Consider the following 25751-nt stretch of genomic DNA (forward strand, 5'->3'; position numbering starts at 1 on the left):
TCTCTTTTGGTATAATTTGCGAACAGAGTAAAATTATTTTACTCTACTTTTTTAATTTAATTACAGTAAACAGGTGGATGGAACTGTGCTATCGCCTTACTAGGATTATAGAACTGGTTAAAAATACTTTAAAAAACATAGCAAAAAAAATCTTAAAATAAAAACTATGGTGTTAAATTATGCGAGCAGAAATAGAAACATTAGTTGAGGAAATCCAACAAGCAATAAAGTTGCTAAGGGGGCATCTTTGACTGGGATCAATCACTAAAACGCCTCGAATATCTCAATCAAAAAGCAGAAGATCCAACATTTTGGGATAATGCACAACAAGCACAAGATATGATGCGTGAGCGTCAGCGTCTTGATGATTCAATTCATAGCATTCGATCATTTACAAAAACGCTTGAAGAGTGCATTGCGTTAATTGCGATGGGTGAAGAAGAAAGTGATATAGAAGTTATTACTGATGCAGAAAACACAATACACCATCTTAAGAGTGAAATAGAAAAAAGGCAAATTGATGTACTTCTTTCCGGAGAAGTCGATCCGAATGATACTTATCTAGAAGTTCATGCTGGTGCAGGAGGCACGGAAAGCCAAGATTGGGCTTCTATGTTATTACGTATGTATACGCGCTGGGCTGAACAGCATAAAATGAAAGTTGAGATATTAGAAATTCACGATGGGGAAGAAGCAGGCATAAAATCAGCGACTATTCTTATAAAAGGACATAACGCTTATGGTATGTTGAAAACAGAATCAGGTGTTCATCGTTTGGTACGGATTTCGCCATTTGATTCAAATGCAAAGCGTCATACCTCTTTTGCAAGTATCTGGATTTATCCGGTTATTGATGATAATATCGAAGTTGATGTTTCAGAGGCGGATGTTCGTATTGATACATATCGTGCATCAGGAGCTGGAGGACAGCATGTCAACACAACAGATTCTGCAGTTCGCATTACGCATATAAAAACAGGTATTGTTGTACAATGTCAAACAGAGCGTTCTCAACATAAAAATCGGGCAACCGCGTGGTCGATGTTGCGAGCAAGACTTTATGAAGAAGAGCTAAAAAAGAGAGAAGAAGAAACAAATACTATTGAAGCTTCTAAAACAGAAATCGGATGGGGACACCAAATTAGATCTTATGTTCTTCAACCTTATCAGCTTGTTAAAGATTTACGTACAGGTGTTGAAAACACTGATCCACAGTCTGTGCTTAATGGCAATTTAGATTCATTTATAGAGGCAGCACTTGCGCGGCGCATTTATAAAAGATCTGAAGAAATTGAAAATATTACTTAATAAGATTATAGTTGAATTCATTAAGAGGCAGATTCACGAAAACCAGCGGTTAGGAATAATTTTTACTTTGACAAGACTTGAATGATAAGTTCTATAAATTATTATCATGTAACAACATAGCAGCTGCGAGCACCTTATCGGCATGTCCAGATACACTGATTCTGCGCCATTCTTCCGCTATTTTTCCAGTTTTATCAATTAAAAAAGTACTTCGTTCAACGCCCATATATTTGCGCCCATACATGCTTTTTTCAACCCACACACCGTAAGATTCAAGCGTTGTTTTCTCTTCATCAGAAACAAGAATGATATTAAGCGCGTGTTTCGTTTTAAATTTTTCATGGCTTTTAATACTATCTGGAGAGACCCCAATAAGAACGACTCCGATTTCATCAAATTTCGGCTTCAATCGTGTAAAATCAATCGCTTCACTTGTGCACCCACTGGTATTATCTTTCGGGTAGAAATATAAAACAACGTATTTTCCTTGTAGGCTAGAAAGGCGTATTTTACCTCCATTATCTCGTGGCAAATCAAAATCAGGAGCAAAAGTACCTTTTATTGATCTTGTCATTATCTTATCTTTCTTTTCTGTGTTACCAAATACAAGCTCTTAGAATGTATAGCAGAAAGAATTATGCAACCCTCTGTTTTGAAAGGTTTGTTATTTTTTCTACAAAGCTTATTGTATTATAAGGATTGTATTGAAAAATAAAATTAAAGCAAAAAAGTATAAAAATTATAAAGAAGATTATACCGGTTTCATCAAAACATGTTTTTTCTTACCAAAAGAAAGTTTAATGATTCCATCTGAATTGACATCGTCTTCAACAAGAAGGTATTTTTCATCTTCAATGATTTGATCATTAATACGCACACCTCCACCTTGAACATAGCGACGTGCCTCACTATTAGATTTAGCGAGTCCTGCTTGCACTAAAAGAGTGAGTATTCCAATTCCCATTTTTAATTCTGTGGCATGAATTTCAACAGTTGGGAGCTTTTCTCCAAGTGTTTTTTCTTCAAAAGTCTTTCGTGCAGTTTCAGCTGCTGCATCTGCAAGGCTACGTCCATGCAACATTGCGGTAATTTCTGTGGCAAGAATTTTCTTTGCCTCATTAATTTCACTCCCTTGCAATGCAGAAAGTTTGAGAATTTCATCCATTGGCAATGTAGTATAAAGTTTTAAAAATCGTATAACATCAGCATCTTCTGTATTGCGCCAATATTGCCAAAATTCATAAGGTGAAAGCATATCCGCATTAAGCCATACAGCCCCATTTAGCGACTTACCCATTTTAGCACCAGAAGAGGTTGTTAGTAACGGTGATGTTAATGCATATAATTGTGTGGTTCCTAAGCGATGTCCTAATTCAATTCCGTTAACAATATTGCCCCATTGATCAGAGCCACCCATTTGCATACGTAGTCCATAGCGCTGATGAAGTTCAACAAAATCATAGGCTTGCAGGATCATATAATTAAACTCTAAGAATGACAAAGAATGTTCACGCTCAAGTCTCAGTCTGACAGAATCAAATGACAACATGCGATTGACAGAAAAATGTTTCCCTACATCACGTAAAAATTCTAAGTAGTTTAAATTGCACAACCATTCAGCATTATTAACAATACATGCATCAGTTTTTTCATTACCAAATGTCAAATAGTTAGCGAATACCTTTTTAATACTAGCAATGTTTGCAGCAATGTCATTTTGTGTTAAAAGGCATCGTGCTTCATCTTTAAAGGAAGGATCACCGATCAATCCTGTTCCTCCACCCATCAAAGCAATAGGACGGTGACCGGTTTTTTGTAACCAATAAAGCATCATAATTTGCAGAAGACTTCCAGCATGTAAACTTGATGCTGTAGGATCAAATCCAATATAAGCGCTTACAACTTCTTTTGAAAAAAGATCATCTAAACCTTTTTTATCTGAAATTTGGTGGATAAAACCACGCTCATGCATAATATATAAAAAATCAGATTTAAAGGCAATCACAGATTTATTTCCCATTAAAATGTTATTTATTATATCATAGTTTTTTGATACGCTCTCTCTATCATAGTTCATACATATCTAACAAGAGAACGAAAAATACTGACGGTAAAAAATTAACACAGATGCTATTCTATTTGTATATTTTATAGGAAGATATCTTTTCTTGAAAAGAAACCTCTCTCTTTTATTCTTGACTATCAATAAATGGCAAAAAGCCAATTATAAACACCTTACACTTTAAGTGAGTGAGAGTATTTCAGGTGGAGGTGCAAGGAATTCACCTGTAATATGATTATCTAGATATTGTGCACATCGTTCAATAAGTTCTTGATTGTAACCACTAAAAAAGTGATTGGCACCTTCCAATATTTCTTGCGTAATAGTGATCCCTTTTTGAGTTTTTAGTTTATCTACAAGCGTTTGTACATCTTTTGGAGGAGCAACTTTATCAATATTACCATGAATAATAAGCCCAGAAGAGGGACAAGGAGCAAGGAATGAAAAGTCATAAACATTGGGTTGAGGAGCAACGGATATAAAACCTTCAATTTCCGGTCGGCGCATTAAAAGTTGCATTCCAATCCAAGCACCAAATGAATATCCAGCTACCCAGCAATTTTTAGAATCGGGATGCTGTGTTTGCACCCAATCGAGCGCAGCAGCAGCATCTGAAAGTTCTCCTATTCCATAATCAAATTCACCTTGGCTACGACCAATGCCACGAAAATTAAAACGTAATGTTGTAAAACCGCGTTGTTGAAACATATAAAAAAGATCATAAACAATTTTATTATTCATGGTGCCCCCAAATTGGGGATGAGGATGCAAAATAATTGCAATTGGTGCATTCCTCTGCTGTGAGGGCTGATAACGCCCTTCAAGCCGACCTACGGGACCATTAAAAATAACTTCTGGCATTAAATGCTCCTTATATATGACAAGCTCTCATTGACCTCAACCGACTTTTACCATAGAATCTCTTAATTGATTACTAGATATTCTTATTTAAGTGCATTTTTCAAGAAAATTGCACTATTTTTTAAAATCAATTCATCAGATAAATGATTGTGATGTAAAATGGTTGTAAAACGTCGATATTTTGATCATAATGCAACAACACCGCTCAAAGAAAAAGCGCGGGTAGCATTAGTGGAATCTTTAGAGATATTGGGTAATCCCTCATCGGTTCATGCAGAAGGACGCGCTGCTAAGGCTTTATTACAAAAAGCACGTAGGCAAATCGCTGAAGGTCTTAAAACCAAGCCAGATCATGTTGTATTTACATCTGGTGCAAGTGAGGCTGCAATGACTTTGTTAACACCCTTTTATAATATGGGAAAATCTAAAATTCATTTTTCCCATCTCTATATTGGTGCTACTGAGCATCCATCTGTTGCAGAAGGGGGCCGTTTTCCTCAAGAATTCATCAGTACAATTGCTGTTGATAAAGATGGGCTTATTCAACAAGATAAATTAATCTCTTTCTTAAAGATTCACGATAAAACAAAAGGGCTTCCTCTTGTTGCTATTCAAGCTGCAAATGGTGAAACGGGTGTTATTCAACCAATAAAAGAAATAGCTGCTATCGTTCGGGATTCTGGAGGCATTCTGATTGTTGATTTAACGCAATATGTAGACAAAAATTTCGTTGATATTCATCAGATAGGAGGAGATTTTTTTATACTCTCTGCACACAAAATTGGTGGACCTAAAGGAATTGGGGCTTTTGTTTCAAATGGGAACCTTCTCATGCCATATCCTCTTATTATAGGAGGTGGGCAGGAAAAAGGTTTACGTGGAGGAACAGAAGCATTGCCACTTATTGCCGCTTTTGGAGCAGCGATAGCTGATTGTTACAGCCAAGAGGAGATAAAAAAGTTAATATTTTTACGCAATAAATTAGAAGATGGACTGCAAAAAATATCTTGTGATATCGAAATTTTTGGAAAAAGAGTCCAGCGTTTGCCAAACACAACTTATTTCACTATAGAAAATCTAAAAGCTGAAACGATGCAAATTGCTTTTGATTTAGCAGGATTTTCTGTGTCAGCAGGTTCTGCTTGTTCTTCAGGAAAAGTAAAACAAAGTAAAGTGGTGGAAGCAATGGGTTACGATGTCCCCAACGGAGCTATTCGCATTTCAATAGGACAGAACACAACGTCTCAAGATATCGATGATTTTTTATTGGTTTTTTCTAAGATTGTCAGTAATAGTAAAAAATGAAATTTATTATTTTAAAATTTAAAATTGTTTTAAAAATAAAATAAGCTTGATTGAAATTTTCCTACTTTACATATAATTTAGAGAGTAAATTGCTGCTTTATCTTGTAACAAACAAGACTTTTAATCACCGGTTCTTGACACCGGAAAGAATGGAGAAAGCTGATGCCAGCAGTGCAGGAAACAATACACCAGGTACGCAAAATAGATGTTGATCAATATAAATACGGTTTTGAAACCAATATTGAAACAGATAAAGCTCCAAAGGGTTTAAATGAAGATATTATAAGATTTATTTCTGCCAAAAAAGGTGAACCTGAATGGATGTTTACATGGCGTTTGCAAGCTTTCCGCCGTTGGTTAACAATGCAAGAGCCAAATTGGGCACGTATTAAATACCCCAAAATTGATTTTCAAGAGCTCCATTATTACGCTGCTCCTAAAAATCACACAGGACCAAAATCTTTAGACGAAGTAGATCCTGAATTATTGGCAACCTATGAAAAACTTGGCATTCCTCTTAAGGAGCAAGAAATTTTGGCAGGAGTAAGGAAACAATCTGATCCCTCTACTTTTGATGATAATATTTATACATCAGGACAAGTAGCTATTGATGCGGTTTTTGATTCTGTTTCCGTTGTGACTACATTTAAAAAAGAGTTAGCACGTTCCGGCGTTATTTTTTGCTCTATTTCAGAAGCAATTATAGAACATTCTGATCTTATTAAGGAGTATTTAGGAGCAGTTGTACCAGCGGGTGATAATTATTATGCTGCCTTAAATGCAGCTGTTTTTACAGATGGTTCATTTGTTTATATCCCCAAAGGGATTCGCTGTCCTATGGAGCTTTCAACTTATTTTAGGATTAATGAGCGTAATACAGGTCAATTTGAACGAACATTGATTATAGCAGACGAAGATTCTTACGTCTCTTATCTTGAAGGCTGCACCGCACCTCAACGCGATGAAAATCAACTTCATGCTGCTGTTGTTGAGCTCGTGGCCCTCAAAAATGCAGAAATTAAATATTCCACGGTACAAAATTGGTATCCTGGTGACAAAGAAGGTAAGGGCGGTATTTATAATTTTGTTACAAAACGTGGAGATTGTCGGGGCGATAATTCTAAAATTTCATGGACACAAGTTGAAACTGGTTCTGCGATTACTTGGAAATATCCATCTTGTTTACTCCGTGGTGACAACTCGCGTGGTGAGTTCTACTCTATTGCGATTGCAAATGGTTATCAGCAGATTGACTCTGGTACAAAAATGATTCATTTGGGAAAAAATACATCAAGTCGTATTGTTTCTAAAGGTATTTCTGCTGGTTTTTCAAATAACACATATCGTGGGCAAGTTACAGCGCATCGAAAAGCTCAGAATGCGCGTAATTTTACGCAATGTGATAGCTTATTAATTGGTAATAACTGTGGTGCCCATACAGTGCCTTATATTGAAGCAAAAAATGCGACAGCACAATTTGAACATGAAGCGACAACATCAAAAATTTCTGATGATCAGCTTTTTTATGTCATGCAGCGGGGAATTCCTGAAGAAGAAGCAATAGCGTTAATTGTGAATGGTTTTGTAAAAGAAGTTATTCAGAAACTTCCAATGGAATTTGCTGTTGAAGCACAAAAACTCATTGGTATTAGCCTCGAAGGTAGCGTTGGATAATTTTATTTATGAGATAAAGAGAAAATTTAATGCAAAAGAACTATAATAGTAGCAAACAATGAGCTGTATATTAATTTATAGAAAAAATTGATATAAAAGCAAGGCGAAAGCGTATCGTTATCTGAAAAAGATAACAACAGCCAGAACAGGATTAAATTATGTTAGAGATAAAAAATTTACGTGCCCGGATTGTTGGGACCGATACAGAAGTTATTCGCGGTTTAAGTTTGACGATTCAAGATGGTGAAGTTGCTGCTATTATGGGACAAAATGGAGCTGGAAAATCGACTTTGTCTTATTTGCTTGCTGGTCATAATGATTATGAAGTGATAGAAGGTGATATCCTTTATAATGAACAATCACTGTTAGAAATGGATCCAGCAGAACGCGCCGCATATGGTATTTTTCTTGCATTTCAATATCCAATGGAAATACCTGGAGTGGCAACGATGGAGTTTTTAAAAGTTGCGATGAATTCTCAACGTAAAGTGCGCGGTGATAAAGAACTTAAGATTCCTGAGTTTATAAAACGTGTTAAAGAAATTTCTTCGGAACTTGATATAGATATGAATATGCTCAAACGTCCCTTAAATGTAGGTTTTTCAGGTGGAGAAAAAAAGCGCGCTGAAATTTTACAAATGGCACTTCTTGAACCTAAACTTTGCATTTTAGATGAAACAGATTCTGGTCTAGACATTGATGCACTAAAAATTGTTGCTGATGGTGTTAATAAACTTCGGGATTCAAAGCGTTCATTTTTGGTAATTACCCATTACCAACGCCTTCTTAATTATATTATCCCTGATACAGTACATGTTCTTTATAAAGGGCGCATTATTAAAAGCGGAGATAAATCATTAGCGCTTTATTTGGAACAAAATGGATATACTAATCTTATTAGTGAAGCGGCTTAAGGTCATTGAATATGAACGCACAGAAAGAATTATTAGAGGTTGAAAAAGATATACTCAATAATTTTAATCAATATATCAAGAACTTACCCGGCGATGAGACTGTGCAGGTAATTCGCAAAAAAGCTATTGAACTGTTTCAAACCACACGACTTCCTTCACGTAAAATTGAAAATTGGCACTACACTAATCTGCGTACATTATTGAAATCTGTTAGTGATTTTTCAGAAGTAAATGATGAAGAACAATTGGTTGATACATTGTTTTCAGAGGGCGCCATTTTTTCTATTAAAAATGGAAAGACCGATAAAAAGTCAAAGATCATAAATGTTGCAACAAGACAATTTGCGGATGCATTAAAAGAAAATTCTATACAAATAGACCAACTCATTGCTCGAGAAGACTTTATTGGGCAAATAAATACGGCTTTTGTTACAGATGGATGGCTTTTTCACATTCCTGAAAATACAAAGTTAACTGTTCCTATAGAATTACAAAATATTCAAATGGGTGGGCAATCTCATATTTTTTCAAACATAAAAGTTGATAAAAATAGTCAAGTTGTGTTTGTTGAACATCAAATTGGCAATGATAAAGATACCTTTGTCAGTTCGATATTTTCTTTAGATATCGCCGCTTATAGTGATATTACATGGATAATTATTCGAAATCGTGGTTTCAGTTCTACACAGTTCGGCCGATTTCAAGCGGTTCTTGGTCAAGGAGCTAAATTATCGCTTTATGTGGTTAATATAGGTAGTCAACTTAATCGACAAGAAATTGATATTGAATTACAGGGAAAAGAGGCTGATTTTCAATTACGAGCAATAAATTTGCTATCTGGGCAAACGCATAACGATCTTACAATGAACGTTCGTCATGTTGAAGAAAAATCAACCTCAACCGAAATTATACGCAATGTGGTTACAGATAAAGCAGTTGGTGTTTTTCAAGGAATAATACGCGTTTCTCAAAAAGCGCAAAAAACAGATGCGCGCATGGCTTGTAATAGTCTTATTCTTTCAGATGATGCAGAATTTAATGCAAAACCTGAATTAGAAATTTTTGCTGATGATGTTGTATGTGGTCATGGTGCGACAGTTGCCAATATTAATCATGATCATCTCTTTTATCTCATGGCGCGCGGCATCCCTTTTAAAGCAGCTTGCGCACTTTTAATTAAAGGATTTGTCTTCGAGCTTATTGAAGATATGAAGCAGAATAATATTCAAACTATTTTGAGGAATATTATTAGTATGTGGTTAGAAAAAAATGTTTAAGGTACAAAATGGAAAATGACGTACAAACATTAAATTATGATGTAGAAGCAATTCGGCATGATTTTCCTCTTTTGCACCATAGTGTTTATGGCAAGCGATTGGCTTATCTTGATAGTGGTGCATCTGCTCAAAAGCCGCAATCTGTGCTTGATACAATGAATAATTTCTATCAATCTCGTTATGCAAATGTGCATCGAGGAATGCATTTTTTATCGAATGCAGCAACACAATCTTATGAAGATGCTCGCGAAACAGTTCGTGATTTTTTAAATGCTCAAAAAGTGAAAGAAATTGTTTTTACAAAAAGTGCGACAGAGGCTATTAACACCGTTGCTTATGGTTGGGGGATGCCCAAATTGAATGAAGGTGATGAAATTGTTCTCACCATTATGGAGCATCACTCAAATATTATTCCTTGGCATTTTATTCGTGAACGAAAAGGCGTTAAGCTTGTTTTTGTGCCAGTTGATGAAGATGGTATTTTACATATCGAAGATTTTCAAAAGGCTTTAAATGATAGAACAAAACTTGTTAGTATTACACATATGTCTAATATACTGGGGACTATGCCCTCTGTTAAAAAAGTTATTAAGCTATCGCACCAAAATTCTATTCCTGTTCTTGTTGATGGTTCTCAAGGGGCTGTACATTTGACAGTTGATGTCCAAGACCTTGATTGCGACTGGTATGTTTTTACGGGTCATAAGCTTTATGGTCCTACAGGTATTGGCGTTCTTTATGGTAAGGAATATAGACTAGAAGAGATGTATCCTTTTCAAGGGGGAGGGGAGATGATTGAGGATGTAACTGTTAATGAGGTTGTTTACAATTCTCCCCCTTATCGTTTTGAAGCGGGCACTCCTCCTATAGCCGAAGCTATTGGATTGGCAGCTGCTATTGATTATATACAGAAAAAAGATAGAAATGCTATTCATGCACATGAAACAGCACTTTTATCCTATGCACATGAAAGACTTGAAACGATTAAGTCATTACGTATTTACGGATGTTCTCCTCATAAAGGTGCTATTATATCTTTTGAAATAGAAGGCATTCATGCCCATGATATTGCTATGTTTATTGATCGACAAGGTGTTGCTATACGTGCCGGGACACATTGTGCACAACCTTTATTACAGCATTTTGGTTTGACATCTGCTTGTCGTGCATCACTAGCCATGTATAGTAATCATGAAGACATCGACCAATTGGTAGAAGCATTAGAAAAAGCAAGGACATTTTTTAATGGCTAAAACAATTGAAGAGCATCATTCTACAGAAGCTGTAGAAACTGTAAGTGAAAATGAAAAATCTTACATATCGGCAATTCCAGCAGATGAAATTGATCGTATGACAAATGATATCATTTCTGCTCTCAAAACAGTTTATGATCCGGAGATTCCTGCTGATATTTATGAGCTAGGATTGATTTATCGTATTGATATTGAAGATGATCGTTCAGTAAAAATTGAAATGACACTTACAGCACCGGGATGTCCTGTTGCCGGCGAAATGCCGAGTTGGGTAGAAAATGCTGTAAGCGCAGTTGAAGGTGTTTCACATGTTGAAGTCACCATGACGTTTGATCCACCATGGACACCTGATTGTATGTCAGAAGAAGCGCAAATTGCTGTCGGATGGTACTAGAATTTCGTAACTTATTGTGATGTTAGCTTTATTCTTCTATAATACCACACGCTAAACGCGCACCACCTCCGCCAAGTGGTAATGGCTTATCTGATTGATTATCTCCCCCTATATGAATTATTAATGAGTGCCCCGTAATTTCTGAAAGCTTTTTAATTCTTGGAGCAAGAACACTCATTGTTGAATTGCCCTTATCATCGACGTAAAGTACAGGTAAGTCACCAAAGTGCCCATTCATATTATAAGGCCCAAGATGTTTATAGGTATGGTTTGGATCATAGTGTCCACCTGCACCACCGCCAATTATACCATCTTTCGTATCACATGAAGGATTCTCATGTATATGAAAACCGTGCAAACCTTCCGGTAAGGTAGACAAATTTGGCGTAAAAACCAGGCCATATGCGTTTTCTTCAATTTTAATTGTGCCAATAGATTTCTTTATATTGTTCTTTTCTAGTTCATAAACTTTTACTTGCATAGATTTTGCTAATACAGTATTGTTAAAAGTAAAAAATGTTATTGAAGCTAATAATAGAATTAAAATTTTATTTATACAGTATATTTTTGTAGTCATTTTAATTAACTCTCACAAATTGAAAAATATTTATTGTAGTAATTTTTATCTTAAGTATAAAACTAAATCTATACTTTATAATATAGCTCTTTTACATTCTAATAATTGTTCTATTCTCTTAAGTAAAAAATTAAGTTCAAAATAAATCTTTTTATACATTTTAAAATATCTAAAATGATCTCTCCTATCTTTCATAATGCAGCTTTTATAAATTGATAGTTATGTTTCACTTACATTTCTTCAAGAGATATTTCTAAAAAAGTGGAGATTCTTTTAAGGTTTTATAAGAAATTAAGTAAGTAACTTTAATACCTTATCCAGCACTTAGCTATAATATAACGTAATTTCTTTATAAGGAATAATTATCGTGATGTGTATAAATTTCCTATAAAAATACAAAATGTACCGATAAAAATACCCGTTATTGATCCTATCATTGCACCAACTATTATTCCGATGGAAAATGCTATGCTTATACCCATTGTGACAATTGGACCAAATCCTGGTAGAGCAATATAACCATAAGTTGCAAGAATTGCTGTGATCGCTCCTGATATACTGCCATTTAAACTTCCGATAAAAGCTGACTCTTTAATAGAATGAAAGACTTTTTTTAAAAAAGTTCTTTCACAGTTATTAGAAGCAATATCACTACAGGTTTTAAAATCAATCACATTTTTTTCTTTCATTTTGAACACTAACTGTTCCAGAATAATCAACAGATATGACAAAATAACACTTTTTAAATTCTACTAAAGCACGCCAAATACCTTTATCGTCTAAACGCAATCGTTTAATATTGGTAAAACCATTTTGCATGAAGCAGTTTCTAATTTGTGAAGCAGTAAACGAATTTTGTCCTGGTTTAGTAATGTCTTTAGTAAAGCTATATGCAAAAGCCTTACAATAGGGAGCATAAAAAACTTTACTTATTGAAGCCGTAACTATAGATGAGAGACATATAATAATCATAAAAAAAATACTTGAGTTTAAAATTTTACTTAATCTCATCTTATTGCCATCTGTTAAAATACTAATTCATTAACTTTTGTATTGTTAACTGGTTCCCAAGGCTATAAGCATTTGAGATATTATAGTTAACGAAGGCATGATGAATTAAAATTTTTTCTCTTTTATTTTTCTTAAGTGGCAAGATACGATTAGCCAAAATATCTTATCGTTAGATTTTATAAGATCTCTTAAATATATTAATCTCATTTTTTCTATTATTTTTATAAATATGTTTCGCTTTTGATATTTATGCATCTATAAGAAAAACAGCTTTTAAACATCTTTTTTCAGCTGAACCCCGTTATTTTAATCTCTATCAATATCATCTATTTTTACTATATCAATGAAGGGCTGTAGGTAATTTTATTTGGAATATTTTCATAATTTCTTTGAAGCCGTAACCAGGATGCATTCCTTCTCGCATAAATAAATTACGTAATGGTGAACAATGACGTAATAATCCAAGTCCCATACTCCGCATAACATGAATAGGCAACATATTAGAAAGTAAAGAAAAATGGAGCATATGAACAAATCCACTCCGGATTAATATGTCAGATCGACGGTATTTATTATAATTTGCAACAATCATTTTAGGCTGAAAATCAGATATTTTTTTAGGTAAAATATCAATTAAAGTTTGCACATCACGAAATCCTAAATTTAATCCCTGTGCTCCAATAGGAGGGAAAACATGGGCTGCTTCACCCACTAAAATCGTTTGATTAGCAGCAAAACAATGAGAGATAAGTCCTGAAAGTGGCCATGCTTGAATTGATGTCTCTAATGTTAATGTTCCAAGCATTGATTGCATTTGGTTTTCAATTACTTTTGCAATTTCTTTTTCTTCCATATTTAATAATTCTTCAGCACGAGAGGGATGAGTGACCCATACGAGGCTAGATTTTTTTCCTAATAATGGAACCTGTGTAAATGGACCGTGTTCTGTATGAAATTCAGTTGATGTATTTTGATGAGAAAGGTCGTGGGAAAAATTAAGAACAAGTGCTTTTTGTGGATAATTCCACCGTCTAGTTCTTATACCTGCGGCTTTTCGCGCTAGAGAATGGCGGCCATCAGCAGCAACAACAAGAGATGCTTGTATAATGCGACCATCTGCAAGAGCAATACATATATGATTGTTTTGCTGTTGAAAAAAAATCGCCGAAGAGGCAAGTCTCATAATATTAGGCATATGTGCAATAGAAGAAACTAAAGCATTATTCAATTCTACATTGGGGATATTATAACCAAAAGCCTCCTCATCAATTTCAGCAGAAGAAAAACTCACACTAGGAGCACGCACAATTCGAGATGTGATATCTATGATTCTAATGAAGGATAAAGCTGCAGCATGCCTTTTAAGAATATTCCACATATTAAGTTTTTCAAGCGTACGTACTGCTGGCATCATAAGGGCAGTGGTTCGTAATTCATCAGCATGAGCAGGTGGACCAATAAGATAAACAGAATAGCTCTTATGTGCAAGATAAAGCGCTGCTAACATACCGATCGGACCTGCACCAATAACAGCAATATCTTTATGACCGTTTTTTTTAAATGTCACAATTACCTGAGCCTTTCTCCATTTATCACATATTTTAACATTTTCCAGATGAACAATCTCTTTTTATTATATGAAGCTATTCTATTATAGTATGTAATAAATAATGCGATATAAAAAAGTAACCTTTTTATGATTTTTTTATAATGAAAATCATGCCATAGATAAATAACATATTGGTATATGAATAAAAATTTTAGAAATGAGGGTAAGAAAACTTTGAGACGTAAGCTAACAAAAAAAATCAAGAAAAATGCTGATCTCTTGCGCCACAAGAAAGTAACGATGCCACAAGCAAAGGCTTTTTCTGTTCATTTACTAACAGCTTCTGGTTCATTTTTAGCCTTTCTTTCTCTTATATCAGCATCCCAAAAAGAATGGACAGCTATGTTTTGTTGGCTTGGCCTTGCACTTCTTGTTGATGGTATCGATGGACCAATTGCACGCAAGCTCGATGTTAAATATATACTTCCAACATGGTCTGGTGAGCTCTTGGATAATATTATTGATTATGTCACTTATGTCTTAATTCCGGCTTTTGCACTTTATCAAAGTGGTTTAATGAGTTCAGGATTGTCATTTGTATTGAGTGCTATCATTGTTATTTCATCAGCTATTTATTATGCAGATACTGGAATGAAAACCAAAGAAAATTTTTTTAAAGGATTTCCCGTAGTTTGGAATATGATGATTTTTATGCTTTTTGTTATCAAACCAGGAGAGTGGATTATTTTTACTATAATTGCCTCATCAGCAATTATATCTTTTTTACCAATTTATTTCATTCATCCAGTAAGAGTTATTCGTTTGCGTAAACTTAATTTTCCAATTTTTCTCTTATGGTGTTCTTTTGCTGTTGTCGCATTTTTTTACAAACTAAATGCTCCACCTTGGGTTAAGATAGGGATTTCAATTACAGGAATTTATATATATTCTATTGGTGCTATCATGCAAATATTTCCCCAATTAGGAGCAAAAAATACAATAAAAAAATAAGGTTAAATATTTTAAAACGGGGATAATATGCAAATTGACTTTGGGGCAGGTGATGACATTTCTTTTACAAAGAAAGGGCGTGCTGGTATTATAAAGCTTACTCGTCCTTCAGCATTAAACGCTCTTAATGGTCGCATGGTTTTTGCTTTAAAAAAAGCACTCGCCACATGGGAAACAGATGATGATGTTTCTTGTGTCTTAGTTGAAGGAGAGGGACGTGCTTTTTGTGCCGGTGGAGATGTTGTGGAAATCTACCATATGGGAAAAAAAGCTTCTTCTTATCAATATTTTAGTGATGAATACCGTTTAAATGCTCATATTAAACGCTTTTCAAAACCCTATATTTCTTTCTTGAATGGCATTTGGATGGGAGGAGGGGTAGGTATTTCTCTATACGGTTCACATAGAGTTGTTACAGAAAATACACTTTTTGCTATGCCAGAAGGTGCTATTGGTTTTTTTCCAGATGTTGGGGCAAGCTTTTTTTTACCATCTCTGCCCAATCACTTTGGTATTTATCTTGCATTGACTGGTGCACACATAAAATGGGGAGATTGTTTAAACTTAAGGTTAGCAACACATGCGGTTCCTGAAATTGAATTAGTATCCATTAGAAAAGCTATTATTGAGCGAGGAAATCCTAAATTAGCTTTAGATGAACGAGCAATTACAAAAGACTATGAAACAAATCATGAAATACGCTGTATTATCAACGCATGTTTTGGTACCTCTACGCTAGAGGAATGTCTTGAACTTCTTTATAAAAAGAGCAATGAAGGGATTTTATTTGCTAAAGAATGTTATGATATTTTGTTATCGCGTTCTCCTACAAGTTTAAAAGTCATCTGGAAACAAATGAAACAAAGTCCACCTAAAACTTTAGAAGAGTGTATGAAAATGGAAAATCGTATTGCACATCATATGATTAATTCGCATGACTTCTATGAAGGAATACGTGCAATGTTAATTGATAAGGATAAAACACCAAAATGGCAGCCAAATAAACTTTCAAATGTGACAGATGAAATGATAGATATTTACTTCCAACCTGTTGAAAAAGAATTATTATTTTGAAAAACAATCTTCAAAAACAAATTTCAAAAATCAATTTAATTTACAAATGTTATTTACGATTTTTAGCGTTTATTTGCTTAGGTCTAAGTATTATTTACTGGATACGTCTTGTTGGCATATTGCCTGGTGTTTTGTGGCGTTTTGATCTTATGCCATGGCATTGGCAGTTTGCATCAGCTACGTTGGCTATTGTTTATCCTATCGCCCTGATCGGCCTCTGGATGTATTCGCTATGGGGAATTGTTTTATGGTGCATTGCAGTATTTGCGGAAACATTAACGATGTATTATTTCGACTCTATTGGTCAACTTTTTTTACCATTATTTCATGCAATACTATTTTTAATTTTCATAGTACTACGAATTATAATGATTTTTTTAAAAAAGAAATCATATTAAAGAAAAATAAAAAGACTATCAAAATTGAAATTTTCGGGCCAGAATGGCTGGCCCGATCGTTAATTTTAAAAAGAGCCACAAAATTTTCTTAAGAAAACGGTACCCACCATAAATCCCAAGGACTAGTAGCTTTTGTTGAAAATATCCATAGTAATGATGCTATCATTCCCCAAAATGCTGGTATCATATTAATATATCCTTCAAAAAGTTCCATAATATATATTATGCGACAAAAAGATCACAAATATATGAATCCTACTTTAGACATATTTGCCATATTTATGGCGCACATTCCCATGTTTAGTCAAAATTATGGCAAAAGTTTGTTAAAGCACTTATCTATTTGAATAATATAAAAAACTGGCTTTAAGTAATTCTACTTAAAGCCAAAAAAAATCTAATAATTAAATAAAAAAGTTACTGTGGTAATTGACAACGTTTTATACGTGCAAGATCACTCAAAACAGCATTACGGTTATTTAAAGCTGAAATTTCATTGCTTTCATGTGATTTTACATCCATAAAAAATAAAGCAGGTAAAAATACAACACCTGCTGCCGCTAAAGCTACGTTTTTGTTTCTTGCTTTATGGCGCTCTGCCATTGTATCATTAATCTGGCGTTTATTAGCGTAAAATTCTCGTTGAATATCGGCACAACTCATTGTTCCATCATGTAATGTTGTAACAGAAATATTTTTTTCTGAGCGTCCTCCACATGCTGACAAAGAAATTGCCAAAATCACAGTACATATTCCCCATTTTAAATATTTATACATAAAAAAACCTTTATTTAGACATAAAAACCTCATTATTACTGCAAAAAGAGTATAAAGAAAAGATAAGAATTTTAGAGAAGTTTTTAGTCAACAAAAAATATTTGATTGTGAAACTTGTACATCTGTTTCAAAAATAAGTCCTTGATATGCAGGCTTAACATGTGGTGGAACATAATTTACTACTTTATTGTAATCAAGAGATCTATCCATATGTGTAAGGATTGCTTGTTTTGGCTGTAAATATTTTATCCATTGTAATGCTTGATCAACGGAAAAATGGCTTGGATGCTTTTCAAATTGCAGTGCTTCAATAATGAGAACATCCAAATTCATAAGTTTTGGTAATGTTTTTTCAGGAAATTTACTCACATCTGTACAGTAAGCAACATTACCAATACGAAAACCTAAAGAATGAATATTACCGTGACATTGTAAATGTGTATTGACAGTTATTGCTCCACCCTGCCCTTGAATGACGAATTGACTATCCTCATTGATGAGATGTGCTTTTAAAATAGGTGAATAAGAGGAACCTTTTGGCGTTTGAAAACAATATCCGAAAGCACTTTTTAAATGCTTTAACGTGAATATATCCGCATAGATATCAATTAAACATTTTTGTGCAAGCGCATAACTGCGTAAATCATCAATACCGTGAATATGATCTGCATGAGAATGCGTATAAAGTGCAGCATCAAGATGGTTTACGTGAGCATTGATCATTTGTGATCTAAAATCTGGACCAGTGTCAATAACCACTGTTGTTTTTTTTTCTGATGGTTTAATGCGTTCAATTAACAAAGAGCTTCTGTAGCGTTCATTTTTAGGATTGTTTGGATCACAAGCTCCCCAGTCACCATTAGGGCGAGGAACTCCTGGAGAAGGACCACAGCCTAATATTGTGAATCGGTATCGATCAGACATACCTTTTGCCTTATTCCATTTTGCTAAACAAACGAAAAGCATTACGCGTTGTAATTTGAGTGACCTCTTCCATGCTTAAACCAATCGTTTCAGCCAAGATAGCTGCTGTATAGCACACAAAAGATGGCTCATTTGTTTTTCCTCGATGAGGTACAGGGGCTAAAAATGGCGCATCTGTTTCTACTAATAGATGCTCATGAGGTACAATTTTTGCTATCTCACGAATTTCAAATGCATTTTTAAAAGTCAAAATCCCTGAAAAAGAAATATAACCACCAAGTTCAATGCCAGCACGAGCAAGTCTTATCCCAGATGAATAACAATGAAGTACAAATGGAAAAGCACCTTCTTTTATTTGCTCACATAATATTTTTTCCATATCTGAATCAGCATTGCGTGAATGTATGACAAGAGGGAGCTGTGTTTCTCGAGACGCAATAATATGTTCTTGAAAAACCTTTTTTTGTTCTGCTGGTGAAGAATAATCATAATGATAATCAAAGCCGACCTCCCCAAAGGCAACAACTTTAGGATGCTTTGAGAGGTGAATAAGCTCTTTAGCTGTAATATTTTGTTCTTCATGAGCATGATTGGGATGCGTACCAACGGAACAAAATACTTGGTCATAGGCTTGTGCAATTGCTAAAAGCTTATCTAATTTACGAACATACGTAGAAATTGTTATCATACGTTCAACATCAACATCTAAAGCACGTTGGATTACACCATCCAAATCTTGTGAAAAATCTTCAAAATCAAGATGGCAATGTGTATCAATCAGCATAATTTATCTCATTTTTCTTTAAGACATAACGAGGAAAGATTGGTTCCGGAGGCGGAAGATCAAGACTTTCTTGAATTTTTTCATGGCTTATATGGTACAATAACCTCTTGTCTTCAGCAATCGCAAGGCTATCGAGAAGCTTGGTTGCTGATTGTGGTATGAAAGGTAAGAGCATAATTCCTATGCGCCGTAAAATTTCTACAGTTATGTACAGAACTGTGGAAAATCTTTCTGGATTGTTTTTTCGTAAGCTCCAAGGTTGTTCGTTAGCAAAATAGCGATTAGCATCGGCTATGAGTGAAAAAATAGCTGAAAGTGCTAAATGTATTCCATGAGAAGACATGGCTTGGCGCATAAGTGAAAGCGTTTGAAGAGATTGCTCTAAAAGCTGTTCATCTTGGACTAAAAATGTTGCCGGTTGGGGAATTTTTGCACGACAATTTTTGGCAATCATAGATAAAGAGCGCTGTGCTAAATTTCCAAGATCATTAGCAAGATCTGCATTAATACGATTCACAAAACCATCATGACTATAACTACCATCTTGTCCAAATGGCACTTCACGAAGTAAAAAATAACGAAACTGATCAAGACCATAATGATCAATCATTTCAAAAGGATCAACAACATTTCCAATGGATTTTGACATTTTTGCCCCGCGATTGAGTAAAAAACCATGCGCAAAAACATGCTTAGGCAATTCAATGCCAGCAGACATTAAAAATGCTGGCCAATAGACTCCATGAAAACGAAGAATATCTTTACCAATAATATGTATATTTGCAGGCCAAAAATCACGTTTATTTGAATTTTTATCAAAAAAACCAATAGCTGATAGATAGTTTGTAAGCGCATCGACCCAAACATACATCACATGCTTTGAATTATTTGGAACAGCGATACCCCAACTAAAATTTGCTCGCGAAATAGAAATATCTTTTAAACCTGATTTGATAAAACTGATGACTTCGTTACGCCGCTCAATGGGAGAAACAAAATCAGGATTTTTTTTATAATGTTCAAGAAGAACTTTTTCATAACGTGAAAGCTTAAAGAAATAACTTTCCTCTTCATTCCATTCAACAGGAGAGCCTAACTCTTTTTCGCGGCGAATATTGTCTTCTCCAACTTCAGTATCTTCCTCTTCATAATATGCTTCTTGGCGAACCGAATACCAACCAGTATAACGACCAAGATAAATATCGACCATTCGCTTCCATTCTCTTCCAAATTTCTTGACAGGCTTTATAGTGGCGCTCTTCTGTTGTGCGGATAAAATCATCATTAGAACAATTTAAAACTGCAAGCATTTTTTTAAATACAGCGCTATTACGATCTGCAAGTTGCTGAGCTGTCATGTTCAACGCTGCTGCTGTTTGTTGCATCTTTAAACCGTGCTCATCCGTACCAGAAAGAAAAAATACATTTTTCCCATCTAATCGTTGAAAACGGGCCAAAACATCGCTTGTAATCGCACTATAGGCATGCCCAATATGTGGAGTGCCATTAGGATAAAAAATTGGAGTTGTTATGTAATATGTGTCACGCATGTCATACTCATTGTGAAATGCAATAAAAAATACACTGACATAACGTCTGTTAATCACATTGTCACGGAAAAAACTCACCCATTGTGAATGATCTTATGGACTTTTAAAAGCAAATTAATAATAAACTGCTTCTTATCAAGATTAAATAATTGCATTTCTCCTATCTCTTGATCGATCTCCTGCCACGCTTGCGCACATTTCTTTGAGAGAGCAACCTCTTCTCTTTCAGCAAATAGGATAGCTTTTTTTTGAATTTTATCAAGAATTTCATCACAAAATTGTTGAAACTGGAGCATAGAAGAAAGAGATGAAAGTGTTTGTGCAAGAGCGTGTACAACAGAAAGATTACAAACAGACTGCTCTAAAAGAGTATCAATGGTTTTAATAATTTCAAAACCACCATGGCACATAAGTAAAGCAGCTTTTCGAGGACTTCCTTTGGATTTCTTAATAATCATTTCAATAGTTTCTTCATCAGGTAAATCCTGATTTGAAAAAATATGTCTAATGACTTTTTTCATCTCATTATCATATAATGGCCGCAAGGAAATCTGTTGACATCGTGAACGAATTGTTGAGAGTAACTTTCCCGAAGAGTGCGTAATAATGATGAATAAAGTCTTTGTAGGAGGTTCTTCAAGCATTTTAAGAATTGCATTAGCCGAGCTTCTATTCATATCTTCTGCAGGATCAATAATAACAATACGCCATCCATTATCTTGCGATGTTTGGTTTAAAAAATGCATCACATCGCGGATATCGTCAATAAGTATACCTGTTTTGAATTTTCGTGTTTTAAAATCAAAACGTCGTGAAATATGCAACAGACCAGGATGACAGCCTTGCATAATTTTGTGCCATGTAATAGAGTTACGCTCCGGTTGAAAAAAATGACCCCTTTGAGAGCTTAAAATATTCCAAGCGAGATGAAATGCCAATGTAGCCTTTCCAATTCCATGTTTCCCTTCAAATAATAAGGCATGATGTAAACGCCCTTCTTCAAGCATATGCGCAAAAAAACGACGAGCATCCTCATGGCCAAAGATCACATTATTCTGTGAAGGTGATAAAACCGTATCAATATCATCATATTTATGTAGAATATTTACATCACTCATAGGGTTGATCCAACAATAGTTGATGACAAATATCTTTTATTTTTTGTGCAATGATTTCTACTGCAGCTGTAGCATCAATCACTTGGAACCTACCAGGCTCCTGTTTTGCTAATTGCAAAAAAGCTTGGCGCCTTTGCTCTTGAATCTTTAAATTATCTTTCTCAAAATAATCAATTGTTTCTGTTTTTTTTCTTCGTACTTTTGCGCGTTCCATACCATATGTTGCTGGTATATCTAATAAAAATGTCAGATGAGGTATTATCTCATTGAGAGCAATAGATTCTAAAATAGTAAGAATAGAAGAATCCACTGCATCATTAAGTCCTTGATAAACTCGTGTAGAATCAATAAAGCGATCACATAAAACAACTTTGCCTTTTTGTAACGCTGGTATAATAATTTCGCTAACATGGTCAGCACGTGCAGCTGTAAATAAGACCGCTTCAACTAACGACCCATATTGTTGTGCTTGACCTGATAACAAAATATAGCGTATTGCCTCAGCCCCTTCTGTTCCACCGGGTTCTCGCGTTGTAATAACATCGTAGCCTTTGCAAGAGAGATATTGGTTAAGCAAAGAAATTTGTGTTGTTTTTCCTGCTCCCTCCCCTCCTTCAAACGTAATAAAATAACCTGACACGTATAAACCTCAACCCTTATTGAGCACACACTATAAATATTTTCGTAACCAGCCAATTGTTATTTCATAGAGTGCGTTTTTTACCTTTATAAAAAAACCGCCTTCCTGAACATTGTTTCCAGCAAGAACTGTTTTTTCGAGAAGAATCTTTTTATCTTCTAAAATTTGTATAACACCAACTGGTTGCCCTAAAACGATAGGAGCTTTCAAAGGACCATGATATTTAATTTTTGCTTTAACATTCATTTTTTTTTCATTCGAAAGCATGAGATTTATAGGCTCTTGAACAATAACAGAAACAGAATTTTTTATCCCACCATAAACAGAAGCATGGCCAACAGTTTCTCCTTGTCTAAAAATCGTTTTAAGATCAAAAGCTGTCATTCCCCATTGAAGGATGCGTTCTATCTCTTCTGTATGTCCTTTACCATCTTGCAAACCATTTACTGCTAAAAAAAGACGCCGATGCTTTTTATAAACAGAAACAATCATTGAAAAGCCCTTATCTTTGCTGTAACCAAAAGCAAATCCTTCTACATCAATTTTTTTAGAAATAAGAGGGTTTTTGTTACGTTGAAAAATATTATTCCAAGTAAAATGAGGCTCGCTATAAAGCGTATAATAATCAGGATATTCATGAACAATATGACGCGCTAATATAATCATATCACGCAATGTTACAAATTGTCCCGCTTCAGGAAGCCCCGTCGCATTAACAAAATGACTATGCGATAATCCGAGTGTTTTGGCTCTCTGATTCATCAGTTTTGCAAAATTAGCCTCACTTCCGGCTATGCCCTCAGCAAGGATAATCGCTGCATCATTTCCATTAACAATAATTAAACCACGCAAAAGATCAAAAACACTAATTTCTGTTTTTACTTTTGCAAACATAGTGGTGGTGCCAGAAGGTGCTCCACCTTTGTGCCAAGCATTTTCACTAACCTTGAACTTTTGTGTGCTGCTTAATAAACCTTCTTTTAATTGATGAAATATGACTTCAGCTGTCATTAATTTTGTTAATGAGGCCGGAAAAAAAGTAATATCACTTTGTTTTTCAAAAAGTATTGTATCTGTGTCATTATCAAGTAACAACAATTGTGATGCAGAATTTTGCAAATCTTGTGCTCTACCCCACTCGCTTAAGGTCAACATCCAAACGAAGGTGAATAAAACCCTTAATGCTGCGTGCATAGCCATTTCTCCCATATTTGGAGATCAGCATAAAGAATCTTCCTATACAAGAAAAGAGTTGTTTTTTACAGAATTAAGAATCATACCATGAAATCAAAGCAGGTTCCTATTTTGATCAGTATCATCAAAATAAATCAATATACTTTCTCTTTCATCTCTCGTATGGGATCTATTTCTCACGTTTTAACGGTAAGTAAAGTTCAAAATAAGAAATAATCTCACTTTTTATTGGTAATGAAGATCTTATCATATTGGCAAGCTCTGATCATCTATAATCTTTAATTTATAGATGATCAGGCATAAATATTACTTTATCTTGAGATAACTGTAATCAGTTAATTGTTATTTTTTTAGTTAGCTTATTCAATAAAGCAACTTGCTTAAATAATGTCGGCTTATTAAGCAAAATCGGCCCATTTTTTGGCAATTCTATTGAAGGAGTTTTATAAGAATGTTTCCGAGCAATAACAGACTCAGTTGATCGTTCTTGACTATTTGTAGTAAATCTCTTTAGCATGATATTTTCTTTTTCTTTCGAAATACCTGCCAAGGCGAGTGAGGGGGATGTATTATTCCCTGATGTGTAAGAAGCCATTAAATAGGCACCATCATAATAACCAACAGGTGCTTCAGAAATATATTCTACTTTAACATTTGCTACACCTGCATTTGCATAACCAAGTATTTCCGCAGCTTGTTTTGATAAATCAATGATTCTATCTTTCATAAAAGGACCACGATCGTTTACTCTAACAATGAGTGAAGAACCATTTTTTAAATTCGTAACACGAGCATAGCTAGGTAATGGCATTGTGGGATGAGCGGCAGTCAAAAGATTCATATCATAAACCTCACCGTTCGCGGTCAAACGCCCATGAAAATCTGAACCATACCATGATGCTTCTCCAACACTTTGATAAGTTGGATCATTTTGGGGATAATACCACTTCCCTTTTATTTGATAAGGTTTACCGACAACAGCTCGCCCATTTTTTTTCTTTTCTTTTGATTGATTTTGCTCACTTAATTTTTTTTTAGAAAGGACAGCAGTTTTTGTATCAGTCGCTTTACTATTATAAAAACTTTTTATAACAAAATGTGCTGTTTGGCTTGCACAGCAAGACACTAATAACTGGGACACAGCGAGTACAGAAAGAAATTGAAATGTTAAATTAAGAATGGAAGTAAATTTTTTTTGCTATTAAAAAGCATTTGTCTGCCCGCTTATTTCTAATTGAATATTTACTGCAAAAAATCACATCGCACCTTCTGTATACGATAGAGAAATTCACATTTTTTTGATGATTCCCCTCGCGCACCTATAATAGCCCTAAAATTAACTATTTATCAAGAAATTAATATATCGTTAATATTTTTATATTTCTACAAAAAAGAAATGCATCTGTCATAGAGAAGACGAGTGAATAAAAAAAGAAATCAATTACTGAATGGGCAGTCATTCTGATTATGAAAAAATGCTGATAGAAAACGATTATATTCTCATGGTATGACTTTAATCAGAAACGCTTAGTGGAAGTAATAAAAAGCTTTTGGATAAACAGAAAAGAAGCAAAATTCCCTGAATTTTTATATAAACTATTGATTTTATTGATAATTGGTGAGCGCGCAGGGATTCGAACCCTGGACCTACTGATTAAAAGTCAGTTGCTCTACCAGCTGAGCTACGCGCTCCCACAAAAGCTATTTTGCTATGTAGAAATTAAGTGGAACATACGGTTGACTTTTCATTTGGTCAACACCTTTTGAAAAAAATATTATTATTCGGTTTAGTTATCAATACTTTTCTGATTTTCTCCTGTATCATCATTGTGGATACAATCCTGTTTCCATTTTTAAATTCGAATAAAAAAAAGAAATTAGATATCAAATGCATTATAACTTTTAAAACATGAACGAATGAATATTCGAAAATTATAAGAAGAGCTGAGAATATCTTATTCTCAACAGGTTATATAATTTATTTTAATTTTAATACGTCTTATGACGAGAGACATGTTTTAAAATCTTATTTCTTACGTGTAACATTTATACACGGTACTCAATATAGTAGAAATAATTTAATATAGGACAAGAAA

Annotated in this window: 24 protein-coding genes, 1 tRNA gene and 1 pseudogene; 10 read left to right on the plus strand and 16 right to left on the minus strand. The window is 34.5% G+C overall.

The window, feature by feature from the left end; all coding sequences use genetic code 11:
- The first annotated feature begins 179 nt into the window (after window positions 1-179).
- A protein-coding gene (gene prfB, locus QWU_RS06315) for a peptide chain release factor 2 (RefSeq protein ID WP_144062927.1) occupies window positions 180-1308 on the plus strand; the annotation gives its coding sequence in 2 pieces (ribosomal slippage) (window positions 180-248 and window positions 250-1308; 1128 coding nt in all).
- A 91-nt stretch (window positions 1309-1399) separates the two neighbouring features.
- Here the strand turns inward: prfB and QWU_RS06320 are convergent.
- The 3 genes from QWU_RS06320 to QWU_RS06330 all read right to left on the minus strand — a co-directional run bounded on the left by QWU_RS06320 (window position 1400) and on the right by QWU_RS06330 (window position 4231).
- On the minus strand, window positions 1400-1882 hold the full coding sequence (locus QWU_RS06320; protein ID WP_006589667.1) for a peroxiredoxin: 483 nt from the start codon (window positions 1880-1882) through the stop codon (window positions 1400-1402).
- Between the two features lie 177 nt (window positions 1883-2059).
- Window positions 2060-3313: a tyrosine--tRNA ligase gene (gene tyrS, locus QWU_RS06325; protein WP_006589666.1), complete on the minus strand. Its 1254-nt coding sequence runs from the start codon at window positions 3311-3313 to the stop codon at window positions 2060-2062.
- 237 nt (window positions 3314-3550) lie between these two features.
- On the minus strand, window positions 3551-4231 hold the full coding sequence (locus QWU_RS06330; protein WP_006589665.1) for an alpha/beta hydrolase: 681 nt from the start codon (window positions 4229-4231) through the stop codon (window positions 3551-3553).
- 159 nt (window positions 4232-4390) lie between these two features.
- Here QWU_RS06330 and QWU_RS06335 point away from each other — a divergent pair, with 159 nt between their 5' ends.
- The 6 genes from QWU_RS06335 to QWU_RS06360 all read left to right on the plus strand — a co-directional run bounded on the left by QWU_RS06335 (window position 4391) and on the right by QWU_RS06360 (window position 11048).
- Window positions 4391-5536, plus strand: coding sequence for a cysteine desulfurase family protein (locus QWU_RS06335; protein WP_006589664.1), 1146 nt, complete (start codon window positions 4391-4393; stop codon window positions 5534-5536).
- A gap of 162 nt (window positions 5537-5698) precedes the next feature.
- The gene (sufB, locus tag QWU_RS06340; protein WP_006589663.1) at window positions 5699-7210 is read left to right on the plus strand and encodes a Fe-S cluster assembly protein SufB; all 1512 of its coding nucleotides are present in this window, start codon (window positions 5699-5701) and stop codon (window positions 7208-7210) included.
- 158 nt (window positions 7211-7368) lie between these two features.
- On the plus strand, window positions 7369-8124 hold the full coding sequence (sufC, locus tag QWU_RS06345) for a Fe-S cluster assembly ATPase SufC (RefSeq protein ID WP_006589662.1): 756 nt from the start codon (window positions 7369-7371) through the stop codon (window positions 8122-8124).
- Window positions 8125-8135: 11 nt separating this feature from the next.
- Window positions 8136-9401 (plus strand): Fe-S cluster assembly protein SufD, encoded by a 1266-nt coding sequence (gene sufD, locus QWU_RS06350; RefSeq protein WP_006589661.1) that lies wholly within the window; start codon window positions 8136-8138, stop codon window positions 9399-9401.
- Window positions 9402-9409: 8 nt separating this feature from the next.
- Window positions 9410-10654 (plus strand): cysteine desulfurase, encoded by a 1245-nt coding sequence (locus QWU_RS06355; RefSeq protein WP_017196422.1) that lies wholly within the window; start codon window positions 9410-9412, stop codon window positions 10652-10654.
- The gene (locus tag QWU_RS06360; protein WP_006589659.1) at window positions 10647-11048 is read left to right on the plus strand and encodes an SUF system Fe-S cluster assembly protein; all 402 of its coding nucleotides are present in this window, start codon (window positions 10647-10649) and stop codon (window positions 11046-11048) included. The genes QWU_RS06355 and QWU_RS06360 overlap by 8 nt, the downstream gene beginning before the upstream one ends.
- Before the next feature lie 28 nt (window positions 11049-11076).
- On the opposite strand, the gene sodC is transcribed toward QWU_RS06360, so the two are convergent.
- From sodC to QWU_RS06380, 4 genes are all read right to left on the minus strand, one after another.
- Window positions 11077-11604 carry a superoxide dismutase family protein gene (sodC, locus tag QWU_RS06365; protein ID WP_026017321.1) on the minus strand — a complete coding sequence of 176 codons (528 nt, stop codon included), beginning with the start codon at window positions 11602-11604 and terminating at the stop codon, window positions 11077-11079.
- 383 nt (window positions 11605-11987) lie between these two features.
- Entirely contained in the window at window positions 11988-12314 is a 327-nt protein-coding gene (locus QWU_RS06370) for a hypothetical protein (RefSeq protein WP_017196424.1), read from the minus strand.
- Window positions 12292-12636, minus strand: coding sequence for a hypothetical protein (locus QWU_RS06375; protein WP_006589656.1), 345 nt, complete (start codon window positions 12634-12636; stop codon window positions 12292-12294). The genes QWU_RS06370 and QWU_RS06375 overlap by 23 nt, the downstream gene beginning before the upstream one ends.
- A 340-nt stretch (window positions 12637-12976) precedes the next feature.
- On the minus strand, window positions 12977-14203 hold the full coding sequence (locus tag QWU_RS06380) for a UbiH/UbiF family hydroxylase (RefSeq protein WP_006589655.1): 1227 nt from the start codon (window positions 14201-14203) through the stop codon (window positions 12977-12979).
- Between the two features lie 180 nt (window positions 14204-14383).
- On the opposite strand from QWU_RS06380, the gene pcsA reads away from it, so the two are divergent.
- The 3 genes from pcsA to QWU_RS10380 are packed head-to-tail and all read left to right on the plus strand — an operon-like array spanning window position 14384 to window position 16668.
- Window positions 14384-15196, plus strand: coding sequence for a phosphatidylcholine synthase (pcsA, locus tag QWU_RS06385; RefSeq protein ID WP_006589654.1), 813 nt, complete (start codon window positions 14384-14386; stop codon window positions 15194-15196).
- 27 nt (window positions 15197-15223) lie between these two features.
- Complete coding sequence (locus QWU_RS06390; protein WP_006589653.1) at window positions 15224-16270, plus strand: enoyl-CoA hydratase/isomerase family protein; 1047 nt, start codon at window positions 15224-15226, stop codon at window positions 16268-16270.
- Window positions 16267-16668 carry a DUF6163 family protein gene (locus QWU_RS10380; RefSeq protein ID WP_017196426.1) on the plus strand — a complete coding sequence of 134 codons (402 nt, stop codon included), beginning with the start codon at window positions 16267-16269 and terminating at the stop codon, window positions 16666-16668. Before QWU_RS06390 ends, QWU_RS10380 begins: the two co-directional genes overlap by 4 nt.
- 417 nt (window positions 16669-17085) lie before the next feature.
- Here the strand turns inward: QWU_RS10380 and QWU_RS06400 are convergent, their stop codons facing one another.
- The 9 genes and pseudogenes from QWU_RS06400 to QWU_RS06440 form a co-directional block, all read right to left on the minus strand.
- Complete coding sequence (locus QWU_RS06400) at window positions 17086-17445, minus strand: hypothetical protein (RefSeq protein ID WP_006589652.1); 360 nt, start codon at window positions 17443-17445, stop codon at window positions 17086-17088.
- 87 nt (window positions 17446-17532) lie between these two features.
- Window positions 17533-18369: an MBL fold metallo-hydrolase gene (locus QWU_RS06405; RefSeq protein ID WP_006589651.1), complete on the minus strand. Its 837-nt coding sequence runs from the start codon at window positions 18367-18369 to the stop codon at window positions 17533-17535.
- A gap of 10 nt (window positions 18370-18379) precedes the next feature.
- Window positions 18380-19153, minus strand: a complete 774-nt coding sequence (locus QWU_RS06410; protein WP_006589650.1) for a TatD family hydrolase — start codon at window positions 19151-19153, stop codon at window positions 18380-18382.
- Window positions 19143-20703 (minus strand): annotated as a pseudogene (metG, locus tag QWU_RS09275) (methionine--tRNA ligase). Before metG ends, QWU_RS06410 begins: the two are co-directional and overlap by 11 nt.
- 74 nt (window positions 20704-20777) lie before the next feature.
- The gene (locus tag QWU_RS06420) at window positions 20778-21821 is read right to left on the minus strand and encodes a DNA polymerase III subunit delta' (RefSeq protein WP_006589648.1); all 1044 of its coding nucleotides are present in this window, start codon (window positions 21819-21821) and stop codon (window positions 20778-20780) included.
- The gene (gene tmk / locus QWU_RS06425; protein ID WP_006589647.1) at window positions 21814-22461 is read right to left on the minus strand and encodes a dTMP kinase; all 648 of its coding nucleotides are present in this window, start codon (window positions 22459-22461) and stop codon (window positions 21814-21816) included. The genes QWU_RS06420 and tmk overlap by 8 nt, the downstream gene beginning before the upstream one ends.
- 30 nt (window positions 22462-22491) lie before the next feature.
- Window positions 22492-23655 carry a D-alanyl-D-alanine carboxypeptidase family protein gene (locus QWU_RS06430; RefSeq protein ID WP_026017322.1) on the minus strand — a complete coding sequence of 388 codons (1164 nt, stop codon included), beginning with the start codon at window positions 23653-23655 and terminating at the stop codon, window positions 22492-22494.
- Between the two features lie 331 nt (window positions 23656-23986).
- Window positions 23987-24796 carry a septal ring lytic transglycosylase RlpA family protein gene (locus QWU_RS06435; protein ID WP_017196430.1) on the minus strand — a complete coding sequence of 270 codons (810 nt, stop codon included), beginning with the start codon at window positions 24794-24796 and terminating at the stop codon, window positions 23987-23989.
- Between the two features lie 475 nt (window positions 24797-25271).
- Window positions 25272-25347, minus strand: a tRNA-Lys gene (locus QWU_RS06440).
- Between the last annotated feature and the right edge of the window lie 404 nt (window positions 25348-25751).

The sequence above is a fragment of the Bartonella birtlesii IBS 325 genome (assembly GCF_000273375.1).
Taxonomy (GTDB): Bacteria; Pseudomonadota; Alphaproteobacteria; order Rhizobiales; family Rhizobiaceae; genus Bartonella; species Bartonella birtlesii.

Bases quoted from the DNA above. Each gene is read 5' to 3' on its own strand.
- QWU_RS06320 (WP_006589667.1), bottom strand. From the start codon at position 1,882: ATGACAAGATCAATAAAAGGTACTTTTGCTCCTGATTTTGATTTGCCA.
- QWU_RS06330 (WP_006589665.1), bottom strand. From the start codon at position 4,231: ATGCCAGAAGTTATTTTTAATGGTCCCGTAGGTCGGCTTGAAGGGCGT.
- QWU_RS06335 (WP_006589664.1), top strand. From the start codon at position 4,391: ATGGTTGTAAAACGTCGATATTTTGATCATAATGCAACAACACCGCTC.
- sufB (WP_006589663.1), top strand. From the start codon at position 5,699: ATGCCAGCAGTGCAGGAAACAATACACCAGGTACGCAAAATAGATGTT.
- sufC (WP_006589662.1), top strand. From the start codon at position 7,369: ATGTTAGAGATAAAAAATTTACGTGCCCGGATTGTTGGGACCGATACA.
- sufD (WP_006589661.1), top strand. From the start codon at position 8,136: ATGAACGCACAGAAAGAATTATTAGAGGTTGAAAAAGATATACTCAAT.
- QWU_RS06355 (WP_017196422.1), top strand. From the start codon at position 9,410: ATGGAAAATGACGTACAAACATTAAATTATGATGTAGAAGCAATTCGG.
- QWU_RS06360 (WP_006589659.1), top strand. From the start codon at position 10,647: ATGGCTAAAACAATTGAAGAGCATCATTCTACAGAAGCTGTAGAAACT.
- QWU_RS06370 (WP_017196424.1), bottom strand. From the start codon at position 12,314: ATGAAAGAAAAAAATGTGATTGATTTTAAAACCTGTAGTGATATTGCT.
- QWU_RS06375 (WP_006589656.1), bottom strand. From the start codon at position 12,636: ATGAGATTAAGTAAAATTTTAAACTCAAGTATTTTTTTTATGATTATT.
- pcsA (WP_006589654.1), top strand. From the start codon at position 14,384: ATGAATAAAAATTTTAGAAATGAGGGTAAGAAAACTTTGAGACGTAAG.
- QWU_RS06390 (WP_006589653.1), top strand. From the start codon at position 15,224: ATGCAAATTGACTTTGGGGCAGGTGATGACATTTCTTTTACAAAGAAA.
- QWU_RS06400 (WP_006589652.1), bottom strand. From the start codon at position 17,445: ATGTATAAATATTTAAAATGGGGAATATGTACTGTGATTTTGGCAATT.
- QWU_RS06405 (WP_006589651.1), bottom strand. From the start codon at position 18,369: ATGTCTGATCGATACCGATTCACAATATTAGGCTGTGGTCCTTCTCCA.
- QWU_RS06410 (WP_006589650.1), bottom strand. From the start codon at position 19,153: ATGCTGATTGATACACATTGCCATCTTGATTTTGAAGATTTTTCACAA.
- QWU_RS06420 (WP_006589648.1), bottom strand. From the start codon at position 21,821: ATGAGTGATGTAAATATTCTACATAAATATGATGATATTGATACGGTT.
- QWU_RS06430 (WP_026017322.1), bottom strand. From the start codon at position 23,655: ATGCACGCAGCATTAAGGGTTTTATTCACCTTCGTTTGGATGTTGACC.